Raw genomic sequence first — 16,547 nt, forward strand, 5'->3', positions numbered from 1 at the left:
CCGGAGGCGCCGCCCTCGCGGGGCGGCCCGACGGGCAGTCCAGATGGTGAGACGGGTGAGTCGCCTGTTGACTCGCCCCTCTCGTCGGGGAAGCATTGGGGGCATGCGCCAGATGCTACGAGTAGCTCCCGTCCTCCCGCCGGGGGAAGCGTGACGATCCACGTTCCTCAGGGCGGCCCGAATCCTGCTCGTCGACGAGCAGGCGGACGGTCGCACTCGAGCTGACGCATGACGCTCAAACCCCGGCAGAGAGCCCCCGCAGGGACGCTTCCTCGCCGGGGTCTTCTCATCTCCGGGGTCACTTGCCAGCATCCATCCGGGGGCGCAGCCCCTGCCGACCGGATACAGGAACACACTGATGAGCAGAACAGCTGCGACGAGCCCAGCGGCTCCGCCGGCGTCGAGCCCCGAGCGGAGCCGGCCCAGCCACACCACGACCGCCGATCATCGCCTCTACGGCCCCGGCCTGTCCGTGGAGCCGGTGGAGGTGACCGGCTCGGAGTCCATCATCCGCAGCCTCGAGGCGCTCGGAGTGACCGATGTGTTCGGCCTCCCGGGCGGCGCGATCCTGCCGACCTACGACCCGCTCATGGACTCGTCGACGATCAATCACGTGCTGGTCCGCCACGAACAGGGCGCCGGCCACGCCGCGCAGGGCTACGCCATGGTGACCGGGGAGGTCGGCGTCTGCCTGGCCACCTCCGGACCCGGTGCGACGAACCTGGTCACCGCGCTGGCCGACGCGCATATGGACTCGGTGCCGATGGTCGCGATCACCGGCCAGGTCAATGCCGCGGTGATCGGCACCGATGCCTTCCAGGAGGCCGACATCGTCGGGATCTCCGCGCCGATCACCAAGCATTCCTTCCTGGTCACCGACGCCGAGACCATCCCGCAGGTGATGGCCGAGGCCTTCCACCTGGCCTCCTCGGGGCGGCCGGGCCCGGTGCTCGTGGACATCACAAAGTCGGCCCAGGCCGCGAAGACCACGTTCTCCTGGCCGCCCGAGATCGGATTGACCGGCTATCGGCCGGTCACCCGCGGGCACGCCAAGCAGGTCCGCGAGGCCGCCAAGCTCATCCAGCAGGCGCGCCGCCCGGTCTTCTACCTCGGCGGAGGGGTCATCAAGGCCGAGGCCTCCGAGGAGTTCCGCGCCCTGGCCGAGGCCGCCGGCGCGCCGGTGGCGACGACGCTGATGGCCCGCGGCGCCTTCCCCGACTCGCACGAGCAGAACCTGGGGATGCCGGGCATGCACGGCACAGTGGCCGCCGTCGCCGCGCTGCAGCGGGCGGATCTGCTGATCACCCTCGGCGCCCGCTTCGACGACCGCGTCACCGGGGCGCTGGACTCCTTCGCCCCGGACGCGAAGGTCATCCACGCCGACGTCGACCCGGCCGAGATCTCGAAGAATCGGCTGGCCGACGTGCCGATCGTCGGCTCGCTGAAGGAGATCGTCCCCGAGCTGACCACGGCGGTGACCGACGTCTTCGAGCGTGAGGGCCGTCCGGAGCTGGAGAGCTGGTGGCGCCAGCTGGACCGGATGCGCACCACCTACCCGCTGGGCTGGACCGAGCCCGAGGACGGCATGATCGCCCCGCAGCAGGTCATCCGGCGCATCGGCGAGGCCGCCGGTCCGGAGGCGGTCTACGTCGCCGGCGTCGGCCAGCACCAGATGTGGGCCTCGCAGTTCATCGGCTTCGAGCGGCCCCGGCAGTGGCTGAACTCCGGCGGACTGGGGACCATGGGCTACTCGGTGCCCGCCGCGATGGGGGCGCAGGTCGGCCAGCCGGACCGTGTGGTCTGGGCGATCGACGGCGACGGCTGCTTCCAGATGACCAACCAGGAGCTGGCCACCTGCGCGATCAACGGCATCCCGATCAAGGTGGCGGTGATCAACAACTCCTCGCTGGGCATGGTGCGGCAGTGGCAGACGCTGTTCTACGAGTCGCGCTACTCCAACACCGACCTGAACACGGCGATGGACCGCCACGGCGACCAGGTCGTGCCGATCCCGGACTTCGTGAAGCTCGCCGAGGCCTACGGCTGCGCGGGGCTGCGCTGCGAGCGCGAGGAGGACCTGGACGCGACGATCGCCGAGGCCATGGCGATCAACGACCGGCCCGTCGTCGTCGACTTCCGGGTCAGCCGCGACTCCATGGTCTGGCCGATGGTGCCGGCGGGGGTCTCCAACAGCGACATCCAGGTCGCCCGCGACCTGACCCCGGACTGGGACGAGGAGGAGTGACCATGAGCGCCGAGACGGCCGAACGCCGCACCCTGTCCGTGCTCGTCGAGGACGTGCCCGGAGTGCTCTCCAAGGTCTCCGGGCTGTTCTCCCGACGGGCCTTCAACATCGACTCGCTGGCCGTCGGGCCCTCGGAGATCGCCGGTCTCTCCCGGATCACCGTGGTCGTCCGCGCCGACGAGGTGCTGCTGGAGCAGATCACCAAGCAGCTGAACAAGCTCATCAACGTCATCAAGATCATCGAGCTGGCGCCGGAGACCTCGGTGCAGCGCGACCACCTGCTGATCAAGGTCAGGGCCGACTCGCCGACCCGGCTGCAGGTGACCCAGGCGGTGGACCTGTTCCGCGCCAAGATCGTCGACGTCTCGGTCGACTCGCTCACCGTCGAGGCCACCGGGGCTCCCGACAAGCTCAACGCCCTGCTGGACGTGCTCGAGCCCTACGGCATCCGCGAGATCGTCCGGTCCGGGACGCTCGCGATCAGCCGGGGTGCGAGATCCATGACCGACCGGGCGCTGAAGTCGTGACGGGGAGGTCGGAGCCTGCGAGCATCCGTCGCCGGCTCCGGGCCGTCCCCGCCCGTCCCACCCGCACGATCCCTCCATTTCCGATCCGCAAGGAGACCTCGAAGTGACTGACCTGTACTACGACGACGACGCCGACCTCGCCGTGCTGTCCGACCGGAAGGTGGCGGTGATCGGCTACGGCTCCCAGGGCCACGCCCACTCGCTGTCGCTGCGCGACTCCGGCGTCGACGTCCGCGTCGGCCTCAAGGAGGGCTCCTCCTCGAAGGCCAAGGCCGAGGAGCAGGGCCTGACCGTGACCACGGTGGCCGAGGCGGCCGCGGAGGCCGACGTCGTGATGATGCTGGTCCCGGACCAGCACCAGGCCGACGTCTACGCCGCCGAGGTCGCCCCGCACCTGTCGGCCGGCGACGTGCTGCTGTTCTCCCACGGCTTCAACATCCGCTACGACTACATCCAGCCGGCCGCCGACGTCGACGTCGCCATGGTCGCCCCGAAGGGGCCGGGCCACGTGGTGCGCCGCGAGTATGAGGCCGGCCGCGGCGTGCCGGCGCTGATCGCCGTCGAGCAGAACCCCTCGGGGAAGGCCAAGGACGTCGCCCTGGCCTACGCCAAGGGCATCGGCGGCACCCGCGCCGGCGTCATCGAGACCACCTTCACCGAGGAGACCGAGTCGGACCTCTTCGGCGAGCAGGCGGTGCTCTGCGGCGGCGCCTCGCAGCTGGTCCAGTACGGCTTCGAGACGCTGACCGAGGCCGGCTACCAGCCGGAGATCGCCTACTTCGAGGTGCTCCACGAGCTGAAGCTCATCGTCGACCTGATGGTCGAGGGCGGCCTGACCAAGCAGCGCTGGTCCATCTCCGACACCGCGGAGTTCGGCGACTACGTCTCCGGCCCCCGGGTCATCTCCCCGGAGGTCAAGGAGAACATGAAGACGGTGCTGGGCGAGATCCAGGACGGCAGCTTCGCCAAGCGGTTCATGGACGACCAGCGCGCCGGCGCGCCGGAGTTCGCCGAGCTGCGGCGGAAGAACGAGTCGCACCCGATCGAGTCCACCGGGCGGCAGCTGCGCAAGCTGTTCTCCTGGATCCCGGAGGACGACGACTACACCGAGGGCACCGCCTCCCGCTGACCCGTCGCCGGGCAGCAGGCAGGAGGCAGTAGAGTGAGCGGGGTCGGGTCGTCCGCGGCCCGGCCCCGCATCGCTGAGCTCCGCACCGTCGATCGGACTCGATCCATCCACCACCGAGAAGAAGGACACTGTGAGCACCAACCGCCCCGTCGTCGTCCTCGCCGAGGAACTCTCGCCCGCCACCGTCGAGGCCCTCGGGCCCGACTTCGAGATCCGCCAGTCGGACGGCACCGACCGTGACCGGCTCGCCGCCGATCTCGCCGACGCCCATGCCCTCATGGTCCGCTCGGCCACCACCGTCGACGCCGAGGTCCTCGCCCAGGCGCCCCGGCTGAAGGTCGTCGCCCGCGCCGGCGTCGGTCTGGACAACGTCGACATCAGCGCCGCCACGGAGGCCGGCGTGATGGTGGTCAACGCGCCGACGTCGAACATCGTCTCCGCCGCCGAGCTGACCTGCGCCCACATCCTGGGACTGGCGCGGAATATCCCGCCGGCGACGGCGGCGCTGAAGGCGGGGGAGTGGAAGCGCTCGAAGTACGCCGGCCTGGAGCTGCAGGACAAGGTCCTCGGCGTCATCGGTCTGGGCCGCATCGGCGGGCTGGTCGCCGAGCGGATGAAGGCCTTCGGCATGGAGATCGTCGCCTACGACCCCTACGTGACCTCCGCCCGCGCGCACCAGCTCGGCGCGCAGCTGCTCAGCCTCGAGGAGCTCTACGAGCGGGCCGACGTGGTCACCATCCATATGCCCAAGACCCCGGAGACGCTGGGGATGCTGGGAGCGGCGGCCTTCGAGCGGATGAAGGACTCGGCCTACGTCGTCAACGTCGCCCGCGGCGGCCTGGTCGACGAGGACGCGCTGGAGCAGGCTCTGCAGGCCGGCAGCATCGGCGGGGCGGCGATCGACGTCTACGCCTCCGAGCCCTCCACCCACCTGCCGTTCTTCTCCCGGGAGAACGTCGTGGTCACCCCCCATCTGGGCGCCTCCACCGCCGAGGCCCAGGAGAAGGCCGGCGTCTCAGTGGCGAAGTCGGTCCGCCTGGCCCTGGCCGGCGAGCTGGTGCCCGACGCGGTCAATGTCGCCGGCGGCGCGATCGACGAGCTCGTCCGCCCCGGCATCCCGCTGATCGAGAAGCTCGGCCGGGTGCTCACCGCCGTCGGCTCCGACGCCTTCACCGATGTGGAGACCGAGGCCGCCGGCGAGATCGCCGAGCTCAACGTCGATGCCCTGCAGCTGGCCGCGCTGAAGGGCCTGTTCACCGACGTCGTCTCCGAGCAGGTCTCCTATGTCAACGCGCCGGTGCTCGCCGAGCAGCGCGGGATCACCACCCGGCTGACCACCACGCCCGACGTCGGGGACTACCGCAACGCGCTCACTGTGCGCGGGGCGACCTCCTCCGGGGCGCAGTTCGAGGTCCGCGGCACGCTCACCGGGCCGAAGCAGGTCGAGAAGATCATCGGGATCAACGGCTACGACCTGGAGATCCCGCTGACCGAGCACCTGGTGATCTTCGAGTACGCCGACCGCCCCGGCGTCGTCGGCGCGCTGGGACGGATCCTCGGCCAGCACGGGCTGAACATCGGCGGCATGCAGGTCTCGCAGAGCACCAAGGAGGAGCGCGCGCTGGCGGTGCTGGCCGTCGACGCCGCGCTGCCGACCGGGGTGCTGGACGAGATCGCCGACGAGGTCGGCGCCGCCCTGGCCGCCGAGGTCGACCTCGAGGAGCGTGGCTGAGCCGGGCTGCACCGGACTGAGCCGGGCTGCACCGGACTGAACCGGTCCGACTCGCCTCCGCCGCACGACGCCGGCCGCCGGTCCCTGCAGGGACCGACGGCCGGCGTCGTCGTGTCCGGGGTGGTGTCTGGGGCGGTGTCGGGAGCGGCGTCGGCGCCGGTGGCGGCGGTCGCGGCGACGTCACCGGCTCGGCGCGGTCGACGCCGGTGCGGTAGATTCTCGATGTGACTTCTGTGCAGCGTTCCCCCTACTACCTGACCACGGCGATCACCTATCCCAACGGTGAGCCGCACATCGGCCATGCCTACGAGTACATCTCCGCCGACGTGATGGCCCGGTTCAAGCGGCTGGACGGCTACGACGTGCGGTTCCTGACCGGCACCGACGAGCACGGCCAGAAGGTCCAGCAGACGGCGGAGGCGGAGGGGATCACCCCGCTGGAGCTGGCCGCGCGCAATGCGCAGGCCATCCGCGACGTCGACGACGAGGTCCTCGACGTCTCCTACGACCGATTCATCCGCACCACCGACTCCGACCACTACGAGGCCTCCCAGGCCATCTGGCGGCGCATGGTGGACAACGGCGACATCTACCTGGCCGACTACGCCGGCTGGTACTCGGTGCGCGACGAGCGCTACTTCGCCGAGGACGAGACCGAGGTCGGCGACGACGGCGTCCGCCGGGCCTCCGAGACCGGCACCGAGGTCACCTGGACCGAGGAGGAGAGCTACTTCTTCCGGCTCTCCGCTTATCAGGAGAAGCTGCTCGCGCTCTACCGGGACCATCCGGAGTTCGCCGCGCCGGCCAGCCGCTTCAACGAGGTCATCCGCTTCGTCGAGTCCGGTCTGGAGGACCTCTCCATCTCGCGGACCACCTTCGACTGGGGCGTGCCGGTGCCCGCCGACCTCACTGCGGCGGAGACGACGCGGAACCACGTGATGTACGTGTGGGTCGACGCGCTGACGAACTATCTGACCGGAGCCGGCTTCCCGGACGTCGAGTCGGCGGACTACCAGGCCTACTGGCCGGCCGACCTGCACATCATCGGCAAGGACATCTCCCGCTTCCACTGCATCTTCTGGCCGGCCTTCCTGATGAGCGCGGGCCTGCCGCTGCCGCAGCGCGTGATGATCCACGGCTTCCTGCACAACGCCGGCGAGAAGATGTCGAAGTCGGTGGGCAACGTCGTCGCCCCGCGCGAGTGGGTCGCGGAGTACGGTCTGGATGCGGTGCGCTTCTTCCTGCTGCGCGAGTTCCCCTTCGGCCAGGACGGCTCGTACTCCCACGAGGCTGTCGTCGGGCGGAAGAACGCGGATCTGGCGAACAACCTGGGCAATCTGGCCCAGCGGTCGCTGTCGATGATCGTGAAGAACTGCGCTGGCGCCGTGCCCGAGCCGGGCGAGCTCACCGAGGCCGACCGGGCGATCCTCGCCCAGGCCGAGGAGCTGCTGGACATCAACCGCGCGGCCTACGAGGTCCAGGACTTCCACCGGGCTCTGGAACGGACCTGGTTCGTGCTCGGCGAGGCCAACGCCTACTTCGCCGACGAGCAGCCCTGGAAGCTGAAGACCTCGGATCCGGAGCGGATGGCCACAGTGCTCTACGTGACCGCCGAGCTCGTCCGGCGCGTCGCGCTGCTGGCGCAGCCGGTGATGCCGGAGTCGGCGACCCGGCTGCTCGACGCCCTCGGCGTGGCGGCGGCCGGCGACGCCGGCCGCACCATCGCCTCGGGGGAGGGGCCGCGGAGCTTCGCCGCCTTCGGCGAGCAGCTGCGGCCCGGGACCCCGCTGGAGAAGCCGCAGCCGATCTTCCCCCGGCACGAGGACTGAGGCGCCCGGGGGCGGCCGGGCCGTCGTCCGAAGGGCCTGACGGCGCGTCCCGGCGGTGGTGCCGCGCCGGTCTCAGATGGTGAGAGCCGCCGTCGTCCTCTCGCCGTCGCGGCGCCGGGGCCCTACTCTGGGCGACATGGCTGACACCTCTGCGCAGACGACTCTGGACATCGCCGTCATTCCCGGAGACGGGATCGGACCTGAGGTCATCACCGAAGCACGGCGTGTGCTGGAGGCGGTGCTGGACTCCGCGGGCGTCGGGCTGCGCTGCACCGAGTACCCGCTGGGCGCCGCCCATTGGCTGGAGACCGGCGAGACGCTCGAGGACGACACGCTCGAGAAGCTTCGCGGCCATGATGCGATCCTCTTCGGCGCCGTCGGCGCCGACCCGCAGGACGACCGCGTCCCCTCGGGGCTGATCGAGCGGGAGCTGCTGCTGAAGCTGCGCTTCAGCCTGGACCATGCGATCAACCTGCGCCCCTCGCGCTCCTACCCGGGGGTGACCTCGCCGCTGCGCGGCGTCGGCGAGGAATCGGGCCCGCAGATCGACTTCGTCGTCGTCCGCGAGGGCACCGAGGGCCCCTACGTGGGCAACGGCGGCACCATCCGTCGCGGCACCGCCCAGGAGATCGCCACCGAGGTCTCGCTGAACACCGCCCACGGGGTCCGGCGCGTCGTCGCCGACGCCTTCGCCCGGGCGGCATCCCGCCGGCGGAAGCTGACCCTGGTGCACAAGCACAACGTGCTCACCCGGGCCGGCGACCTCTGGCGCCGGGCCGTGGAGGAGGCCGCCGTCGAGCACCCGGACGTGAGCTGGGAGTACATGCACGTCGACGCCGCGACCATCCACATGGTCCAGGACCCGGCGCGCTTCGACGTGATCGTCACCGACAACCTCTTCGGCGACATCCTCACCGACCTCGCCGGCGCCATCAGCGGCGGCATCGGACTGGCCGCCTCCGGCTCGATCAACGCGGAGGGCACCGCACCCTCGATGTTCGAGCCGGTCCACGGCTCGGCGCCGGACATCGCCGGCGAGCAGATCGCCGACCCCACTGCCACGGTGCTCTCGGCGGCGCTGATGCTGCAGCACCTCGGCCACGCCGGGCCGGCCGCCCGCATCCAGGCCGCCGTCGACGCACAGATCGCCGACTGGGCCCGCGATCCGCAGGCCTCCGCGGCGCTGAGCACCGCCGCCCGCGGCGAGGCGCTGCTCCGGCGCGTGCTCGCCGGCTGACCGGTCGAGACGGTGCCGGAGCGGCGGTAGAGTGTGGGCCTGAAGCACCGGACGAGTGGAAGGCAGTCCTGTATGCAGTTCGACATCATCGAGAACCCGCACCCCGTCGCGCAGGATCGGCGCCGCGAGATCCTGGCCGATCCGGGCTTCGGCGTGCACTTCAGCGACCACACGGTGATCATCGACTGGACCGACGACGGCGACGGCGGCTCCTGGCACGACGCCCGCGTGGAGGCCTACGGCCCGATCGCGCTGGACCCGGCCGCCTCGGTGCTGCACTACGCCCAGGAGGTCTTCGAGGGCATGAAGGCCTATCGGCACGCCGACGGCGGCGTGTACACCTTCCGCCCGCGGGCCAATGCGGCGCGGATGAATCGCTCGGCGGCGCGCATGGCCCTGCCGCAGCTCGACGAGGAGGCCTTCGTCGAGTCCCTCGAGCAGATGCTCGCCGTGGACTCCTCCTGGGTGCCCGAGGGCGAGGGCGCGGCGCTGTATCTGCGTCCGTTCATGATCGCCACCGAGGCCTTCCTCGGCGTCCGCCCGGCGCGCGAGGTCTCCTACCGGGTCATCGCCTCGCCGGCGGGCAACTACTTCGGCGGCGAGCTCAAACCGGTGCGCATCTGGGTCTCCCGGGACTTCACCCGGTCGGGGCCCGGCGGCACCGGCGCGGCGAAGACCGGCGGCAACTACGCCGGCTCGCTGGCGGCGCAGGCCCAGGCCGCCGAGCACGGCTGCGACCAGGTGCTCTTCCTGGACCCGCTGCACGAGAACGCCGTCGAGGAGCTCGGCGGCATGAACGTCTTCCTGGTCACCTCCGACGGCCGGCTGATCACTCCGCAGCTGACCGGCACGATCCTCGAGGGGGTGACCCGCGACTCGGTGATCCAGCTGGCGCAGGACCGCGGCCTGGCGGTCGAGGAGCGGCGCGTCACGCTCGACGAGTGGGCCCGCGGGATCGAGGACGGCACGATCGTCGAAGCCTTCGCCTGCGGCACTGCGGCGGTGATCACCCCGATCGGCGAGCTCGTCGACGGCGAGACGACCATCGCCTCACCGGGCACCGGGGAGGTCACCGCGAGCATCCGCGAGGAGCTGCTGGGCATCCAGACCGGCGCGGTCGCGGACCGCCACGGCTGGATGCACCGCCTGGCCTGAGCCGGCGGCGCGCTCGGGGCGCGACGAGTAGACTGGCGAGCATGCGCATTGCACGTTTCGTCACTGAAGCCGAGCCCGCCTACGGCATCGTCACCGGCGACCCCGGCGAGGAGACCATCACCGAGCTGACCGGCGATCCGTTCTACGGATCCGTCCAGCAGACCGGGACCTCGCATGCCGTCGACGACGTCCGGCTCGTCGCCCCGATCATCCCCCGCAGCAAGGTCGTCGGCGTCGGCCGCAACTACGCCGACCACGTCGCCGAGATGGGCGGCGAGCCGCCGGTCTCGCCGCTGCTGTTCCTGGTGCCCAACACCGCCGTGTCCGGGCCGAACGAGCCGATCACCCTGCCCTCCTTCTCCGAGGAGGTCAGCTATGAGGCCGAGCTGGCCGTCGTCATCGGCCGGATCTGCAAGGACGTGCCGCTCGAGCGCGTCGACGAGGTGATCTTCGGCTGCACCGTCGCCAATGACATCACCGCCCGCGACGCCCAGCGCACCGACGGCCAGTGGGCCCGCGCCAAGGGCTTCGACGGCTCGACGCCGCTCGGTCCCTGGGTGGAGACGGAGCTGGACGTCGAGGACCTGGAGATCACCGGCCGGCTCAACGGCGACGTCGTCCAGCAGGGCCGGACCTCCGAGATGATCTTCGGCGTGCCCGAGCTCATCTCCCAGGTCTCGCAGGCCTTCACCCTGCTGCCCGGCGACGTCATCCTCACCGGCACGCCGGCCGGCGTGGGCGCCGTCTCCGACGGCGACCGCTTCGAGGCCGAGGTCGAGGGCCTCGGCACGCTGGTCAACCACTTCCGGCGCTGACCTCGGCGGCGCGGGCGGCCGCGCGCCGTCGTGCCCGCCTGCGCCGCGCCCTCCCTCATCCCGCACCGATCAGGAGCCCCCACACCGCTATGAGCACTCCCGCCGTCTCCGGCCCCGCGATCCCCGCCGTCGACCCGTCCGCCCCCGTGCGTGTGCGCTTCTGCCCGTCGCCGACGGGCTCGCCGCACGTCGGGCTGATCCGCACCGCGCTGTTCAACTGGGCCTATGCCCGCCACACCGGCGGTTCGCTGGTGTTCCGCATCGAGGACACCGACGCCGCCCGCGACTCCGAGGAGTCCTACGAGCAGCTCCTCGAGGCGCTGCGCTGGCTGGGCCTGGACTGGGACGAGGGCGTCGAAGTCGGCGGCGAGCACGGCCCGTACCGCCAGTCCGAGCGCGGCGAGATCTATGCCGACGTGCTCGAGCGGCTGACGGCCTCCGGCCACGTCTACGAGGCGTTCTCCACGCCGGAGGAGGTCGAGGAGCGCCACCGCGCCGCCGGCCGGGACCCGAAGCTGGGCTATGACAACCACGACCGGCACCTGACCGAGGAGGAGAAGGCGGCCTTCCGCGCCGAGGGCCGGCAGCCGGTGCTGCGGCTGCGGATGCCCGACGAGGACCTCACCTTCACCGACCTGGTGCGCGGCGAGATCACCTTCGCCGCCGGCTCCACGCCGGACTTCGTCGTCGCCCGCGCCGACGGCCGGCCGCTCTACACTCTGGTCAACCCGCTGGACGACGCCCTGATGGGCATCACCCACGTGCTGCGCGGCGAGGACCTGCTCTCCTCGACGCCGCGGCAGATCGCCCTCTACCGGGCGCTGCACGCGATCGGCGTCGCCGACCACATGCCGGCCTTCGCGCATCTGCCCTACGTCATGGGGGAGGGGAACAAGAAGCTCTCCAAGCGCGACCCGGAGTCGAACGTCTTCCACCATCGCGACCGGGGCTTCATCCGCGAGGGCCTGCTGAACTACCTGGCGCTGCTGGGCTGGTCGCTCTCCTCCGACGAGGACGTCTTCACCGTCGACCAGCTCGTCGAGCACTTCGACGTCGCCGACGTGCTGGGCAATCCGGCGCGCTTCGACACCAAGAAGGCCGAGGCGATCAACGGCACCCACATCCGCCGGCTGGACCCGCAGGACTTCCGCGACCGGCTGCTGCCGCATCTGCGGGCCCAGGAGCTGGTCGGCGAGGAGCTCACGGCACGGCAGGCGAGGATCCTCGACGGCGCCGCCCCGCTGGTGCAGGAGCGCATCGCGCTGCTCGCCGAGGGGGCGGACATGATGGCCTTCCTCTTCGTCGACGACGAGCAGCTGGAGATCGAGTCCAAGGCCTTCAGCGGACTCGGCGAGGAGGCGCCGGCCACCGTCGACGCCGCCGTCGCCGCTCTGGAGGAGCTCGACGACGCCGCGTGGACCACTGAGCGCATCGAGGCCGCGCTGCGCGAGGCCCTGGTGGACGGGATGGGGTTCAAGCCGCGCAAGGCCTTCGGCGCGGTGCGCTCGGCCGTCTCCGGGCGCAAGGTCTCCCCGCCGCTCTTCGAGTCGATGGAGGTGCTCGGCCGGGCCTCCTCGCTGGCCCGTCTGGCCCGCTTCCGTCGCGAGCTGGTCGCCCGACAGGAGGGCTGATGGCCGCGGCCGAGGAGCCGGACGCCGCGGAGCGCGCCGGCGGATCATCCGGCTCCGGCCGGGCGCCGCGGACGATGGCCGGGGTCCTCTTCGACGTCGACGACACGCTGGTCGACCTGGGAACGGCCATGCGTGCGACCGTCGTCGAGCTGGCCGCCCAGCTTCCGGCCGCGCTCGATCTCGAGGCTCGACGGCGCGCCGCCGAGCTCTTCGCACAGGACGGTCGGCGGCGGTACCACGCCTATCTCGCCGGGGAGCTGTCCTTCGTCGAGCAGCGGGTGGCCCGGATGCGCGATGCCTGCGCCGCGCTCGGGGTCCCGCTCCCGGACCGCGGCGCGCCGGCAGAGGCCCTGGCCGAGCTCTGGGGCGAGCCCTATGAGCAGGCGATGCGGCGCCGCTGGGGCCCCTTCGACGACGTGCATCCCAGCCTCGACGCCCTGGAGGCGGCCGGATTCGCCGTCGGCGCGGTGACCAACAACGTCGCCGCCTACCAGACCGAGAAGCTGCGCACGGCGGGCCTGGAGCGGATCGCGGACGTCGTCGGCATCGACGCCGTCGGCGTGGTCAAGCCTGATCCGGCCATCTTCCACGAGGGCGCCCGCCGGCTCGGCCTCGCCCCGGAGCAGTGCGTCTATATCGGCGACGATCCGGCCGCCGACGGCATCGGCGCCCGCGACGCCGGGATGCTCTCGGTGCTGGTCGACCGGGCCGGCCGGCATGCCGAGATCGAGGGTGTGACGAAGGTCAACTCGCTGCGGGCCGCACTCGATTTTGTACATCGAGCAGGGGGTCGTGTAGAGTAGTTGTCCGTTGCGAGGCGTTCGGAACACCGGTCGGAGACGGCCGGATGACCGGACGAGGAGCAGCGGCCGATGGGCTATGGTGTAATCGGCAACACAGCGGTTTCTGGTACCGTCGTTCTAGGTTCGAGTCCTAGTAGCCCAGCGAGATCCCCTCGGGGATCGAGGGCCCCCGGAGACGGGGGCCCGACATATGGAGAGGGCCCCATCGTATAGCGGCCTAGTACGCCGGCCTCTCACGCCGGTAACGCGGGTTCGAATCCCGCTGGGGTCACCGCTCAGGCGGCCCTCGTGCTGATCCCAGTGCGAGGGCCGCCGCCATGAGCAGGCGTTCGAATCGTCGGGCGCCGGTCGTCGGGTGACCGACGGCACCTGCTCCGAAAAGGATTCTCTCTGAGGGGTCTGCTAGGATGGAAAAGCCTTCTGACGAGGGTGACAATCACATACGGCCCCATCGTATAGCGGCCTAGTACGCCGGCCTCTCACGCCGGTAACGCGGGTTCGAATCCCGCTGGGGTCACCGCTGGAAGGCCCCCGATCCCGCCCGGATCGGGGGCCTTCGTCGTCCCTCCCGCACGGCTTCCGTCCGCCGGTCGGGCCGGGTGTGCTCCCGTCGAGTGGCGGCTCCCAGAGACACCTCTCCGATGACACGCCGTGTCGGGCCCGGAGATGCTGCTGGGAGTCGCCACTCGATGCAGGAACCCAGCCGGCCTCGAGGAGCTGGGCGGACGTCGGCCCCTCGTCGGGGCTTCCGGGGCTCGGGCCTGTCAGGGCGCCCGTCTCCTCCCCGTGTCCGCGGCCCGGCAGGGCCGACCCTCCGAACCGACGTGGCAGGATGGCACGCATGGCAGAACCGCGAGAGATCCGCACCCGTCCCGAGCCCGACGTCGCCCGCGACGCCGAGCCTTGCGCCGGGACGGAGGAGCCCGCCGGCATCACCGTGGGCGAGGTCGGCGAGGACCGCGTCCTGGCCGCCGTGCGGGCGGTGATCGACGCGCACAACGCCGAGGAGCCCCGTGCCGCCGGTCTGGCCCTGCCGCCCGGAGACGACGCCGCAGTGCTGCGCCTGGCCTCCGCGGAGGCGGTGCTGAGCACCGACACCATGGCCGAGGGTCAGGACTTCCGGCTGTCCTGGTGGTCCGACCCCGTCGCGGCGGGCCGCGCCGTCGGGCAGAAGGCCGCCGCGCAGAACCTCTCCGACCTCAACGCCATGGGGGCCGAGCCGCTGGCCCTGCTGGTCAGCTGCACGCTGCCGGCCGACCTGCCGCTGGCGGCGGTGACCGCCCTCCCCGAGGGACTGACGGCGGCCTGCCGCGCGCCGGGCGCGGGTCGCTGCGTCGTCGCCGGCGGAGACCTGGGCTCCGGGCCCGGGCTGGCGGTGACCATCACCGCCGTCGGCGAGCCCTGGCGTCCGGAGCCGTCGGCCGCCGCCCGGCCGCTGCGCCGCGACGGTGCGCGCCCCGGCGACGTCCTGGCGATCAGCGGGCCGCTGGGTCGAGCGGCGGCGGGTCTGACGCTGATCGAGGCCGGGGTCGTCGCCCCCGACGCCCGGCCGATGCGGGGGCAGAGCCCGCAGGAGGGCCTGCTGGCCGCCTGTGCGGCGGCCCAGACCGCCCCGAGCCCGGACCTGACCTCGGGAGCCGCGGCGGTGCGTGCCGGCGCCACGGCGGGGCTGGACGTCTCCGACGGCCTGCTGCGCGATGCGCGGCGTCTCGCCGCGGCCTCCGACGTCGCCCTCGAGTTCGACCCGGCCGCGCTCGAGGAGGAGGTCGAGCCCCTGCGTCGCGTCGCGGAGACGCTGCGTCGCCGCTCGCAGGGGGCCCGCCCGGATCCGCGGGCCTGGGTGCTCTCCGGCGGCGAGGACTACGCCCTGCTGACGACGTTCGGCGCCGCCGCCGAGCTGCCCGAGGGATTCCGCCGGCTCGGCACCGTGCGCGCGCACGACGGAGCCCCCGGCGTGGACGCCGGGGGCTCCGAGGGGTCGTCGGGATGGGACTCGCTGAGCGGCTGACGCCGACGGTCAGCGCAGGCTCACCGGCGGATCATCGTGCGGGGCACCCCATGCGGGGGCGCCTCACTCGGGCGCCTCACTCGGGGGCGTCGTCGTAGTAGCGGCCGAGCTGGGCGAACTGCCAGCCCGCGGCCTGCCACTGGTCGGCGGAGAGCACGTTGCGCGCGTCGAGCAGCCGCTGGACGGCCACGACCTCGTCGAGGTCGTCGGGGGTCAGCGCCTTGAACTCGTTCCACTCGGTGGTCAGCACCACCAGATCGGCGTCCGCGGCGGCCTCGCGCAGCGAGTCGACGTAGCCCAGCCGCGGGAAGCGCTTCGCGGCGTTCTCGTTGCCCTCCGGGTCGTAGACGAGGACGTCGGCGCCGGCGGTGTAGAGCCGGTTGGCCACGTCGAGCCCGGGGGAGTCGCGCACGTCGTCGGAGAGCGGCTTGAAGGTCACGCCCAGCACGGCGATCCGCGTGCCGGGCAGGCCGCCGAGCATCTGCTCGGCGAGGGTCACCGCCCGCTCGCGCCGGCGCAGGTTGATCTGGTCGACCTCGTTGAGGAAGGTCATCGAGTGGTCCAGGCCCAGCTCCGAGACCCGGGTCTGCAGCGCGCGGATGTCCTTGGGCAGGCAGCCGCCGCCGAAGCCGACGCCGGCGTTGAGGAACTTCCGCCCGATGCGGGTGTCGTGGCCGATCGCATCGGCCAGCGTCCGGATGTCGCCGCCGACGGCCTCGGTGACCTCGGAGAAGGCGTTGATGAAGGAGATCTTCGTCGCCAGGAAGGCGTTGGCGGCGACTTTGACCAGCTCGGCGGTCTCGAAGTCGGTGCTGATCCACGGGGTGTCCTGGGTCAGGGCATCGGCGTAGACCTCGCGCAGCACCTGCTCGTCGTCCGCGGCGTCGGTGCCGATCACCAGGCGATCCGGGCGCAGCGTGTCCTGCACGGCGAAGCCCTCGCGGAGGAACTCCGGGTTCCAGGCCAGCGAGACCTCGACGTCGTCCGAGGACTCCTCGGCCACCAGCCGCTGCAGCCGGCGCGCGGTGCCCACCGGCACCGTCGACTTGCCGACCACCAGGGCGTCCTTGGTGATCGAGCGGGCCAGCGCGGCGGTCGCGGCGTCGACGGCGGTCAGGTCCGCGGCGGTGCCGCCGGCGACCTGCGGAGTGCCGACGGCGATGAAATGCACGTCGGCCCAGGAGCCGGCGCCTTCCATGTCGGTGGTGAAGCGCAGCCGTCCGGAGTCCACATGCTTGCGGATCAGCTCGGGCAGCCCGGGCTCGTGGAAGGGCAGGTCGCCGCGGGAGAGGGCCTCGATCTTCTCCGGGTCGACGTCGACGCCGAGGACGTCGAAGCCGAGCTCGGCCATGCATGCGGCATGCGTGGCGCCCAGGTAACCGGTTCCGATGACACTGATGTTCTTGATCACGCGCCCCATCATAGGACGCTCCCGG

General features: G+C 71.6%; 12 protein-coding genes and 3 tRNA genes. 14 read left to right on the top strand and 1 reads right to left on the bottom strand.

What is annotated here, in order from left to right:
* The first annotated feature begins 358 nt into the window (after positions 1 to 358).
* The 14 genes from ABD652_RS09400 (at position 359) to thiL (ending at position 15,111) form a co-directional block, all read left to right on the top strand.
* Positions 359 to 2,245 carry an acetolactate synthase large subunit gene (locus ABD652_RS09400; RefSeq protein WP_344720601.1) on the top strand — a complete coding sequence of 629 codons (1,887 nt, stop codon included), beginning with the start codon at positions 359 to 361 and terminating at the stop codon, positions 2,243 to 2,245.
* A 2-nt stretch (positions 2,246 to 2,247) separates the two neighbouring features.
* Positions 2,248 to 2,772 (top strand): acetolactate synthase small subunit, encoded by a 525-nt coding sequence (gene ilvN / locus ABD652_RS09405; protein ID WP_344720603.1) that lies wholly within the window; start codon positions 2,248 to 2,250, stop codon positions 2,770 to 2,772.
* 103 nt (positions 2,773 to 2,875) lie between these two features.
* Positions 2,876 to 3,901, top strand: a complete 1,026-nt coding sequence (gene ilvC, locus ABD652_RS09410; RefSeq protein WP_344720605.1) for a ketol-acid reductoisomerase — start codon at positions 2,876 to 2,878, stop codon at positions 3,899 to 3,901.
* A 130-nt stretch (positions 3,902 to 4,031) separates the two neighbouring features.
* Positions 4,032 to 5,633 carry a phosphoglycerate dehydrogenase gene (serA, locus tag ABD652_RS09415; RefSeq protein WP_344720607.1) on the top strand — a complete coding sequence of 534 codons (1,602 nt, stop codon included), beginning with the start codon at positions 4,032 to 4,034 and terminating at the stop codon, positions 5,631 to 5,633.
* Positions 5,634 to 5,857: 224 nt separating this feature from the next.
* On the top strand, positions 5,858 to 7,462 hold the full coding sequence (metG, locus tag ABD652_RS09420) for a methionine--tRNA ligase (RefSeq protein WP_344720609.1): 1,605 nt from the start codon (positions 5,858 to 5,860) through the stop codon (positions 7,460 to 7,462).
* Positions 7,463 to 7,598: 136 nt separating this feature from the next.
* Entirely contained in the window at positions 7,599 to 8,699 is a 1,101-nt protein-coding gene (locus tag ABD652_RS09425) for a 3-isopropylmalate dehydrogenase (protein WP_344720612.1), read from the top strand.
* Between the two features lie 72 nt (positions 8,700 to 8,771).
* Positions 8,772 to 9,854 carry a branched-chain amino acid aminotransferase gene (locus ABD652_RS09430; RefSeq protein WP_344720614.1) on the top strand — a complete coding sequence of 361 codons (1,083 nt, stop codon included), beginning with the start codon at positions 8,772 to 8,774 and terminating at the stop codon, positions 9,852 to 9,854.
* A 41-nt stretch (positions 9,855 to 9,895) separates the two neighbouring features.
* Positions 9,896 to 10,669, top strand: a complete 774-nt coding sequence (locus ABD652_RS09435; RefSeq protein WP_344720616.1) for a fumarylacetoacetate hydrolase family protein — start codon at positions 9,896 to 9,898, stop codon at positions 10,667 to 10,669.
* An 89-nt stretch (positions 10,670 to 10,758) separates the two neighbouring features.
* Positions 10,759 to 12,300 (top strand): glutamate--tRNA ligase, encoded by a 1,542-nt coding sequence (gene gltX, locus ABD652_RS09440; RefSeq protein WP_344720618.1) that lies wholly within the window; start codon positions 10,759 to 10,761, stop codon positions 12,298 to 12,300.
* On the top strand, positions 12,300 to 13,103 hold the full coding sequence (locus tag ABD652_RS09445; RefSeq protein ID WP_344720620.1) for an HAD family hydrolase: 804 nt from the start codon (positions 12,300 to 12,302) through the stop codon (positions 13,101 to 13,103). The genes gltX and ABD652_RS09445 overlap by 1 nt, the downstream gene beginning before the upstream one ends.
* 70 nt (positions 13,104 to 13,173) lie before the next feature.
* Positions 13,174 to 13,245, top strand: a tRNA-Gln gene (locus tag ABD652_RS09450).
* Positions 13,246 to 13,301: 56 nt separating this feature from the next.
* Positions 13,302 to 13,374, top strand: a tRNA-Glu gene (locus ABD652_RS09455).
* A gap of 173 nt (positions 13,375 to 13,547) precedes the next feature.
* Positions 13,548 to 13,620, top strand: a tRNA-Glu gene (locus tag ABD652_RS09460).
* Positions 13,621 to 13,944: 324 nt separating this feature from the next.
* On the top strand, positions 13,945 to 15,111 hold the full coding sequence (gene thiL, locus ABD652_RS09465) for a thiamine-phosphate kinase (protein ID WP_344720622.1): 1,167 nt from the start codon (positions 13,945 to 13,947) through the stop codon (positions 15,109 to 15,111).
* A 76-nt stretch (positions 15,112 to 15,187) separates the two neighbouring features.
* Here the strand turns inward: thiL and ABD652_RS09470 are convergent, their stop codons facing one another.
* Positions 15,188 to 16,531, bottom strand: coding sequence for a UDP-glucose dehydrogenase family protein (locus ABD652_RS09470; RefSeq protein ID WP_344720624.1), 1,344 nt, complete (start codon positions 16,529 to 16,531; stop codon positions 15,188 to 15,190).
* Positions 16,532 to 16,547 lie beyond the last annotated feature (16 nt).

Source organism: Nesterenkonia halobia (assembly GCF_039536005.1).
Lineage (GTDB): Bacteria > Actinomycetota > Actinomycetes > Actinomycetales > Micrococcaceae > Nesterenkonia > Nesterenkonia halobia.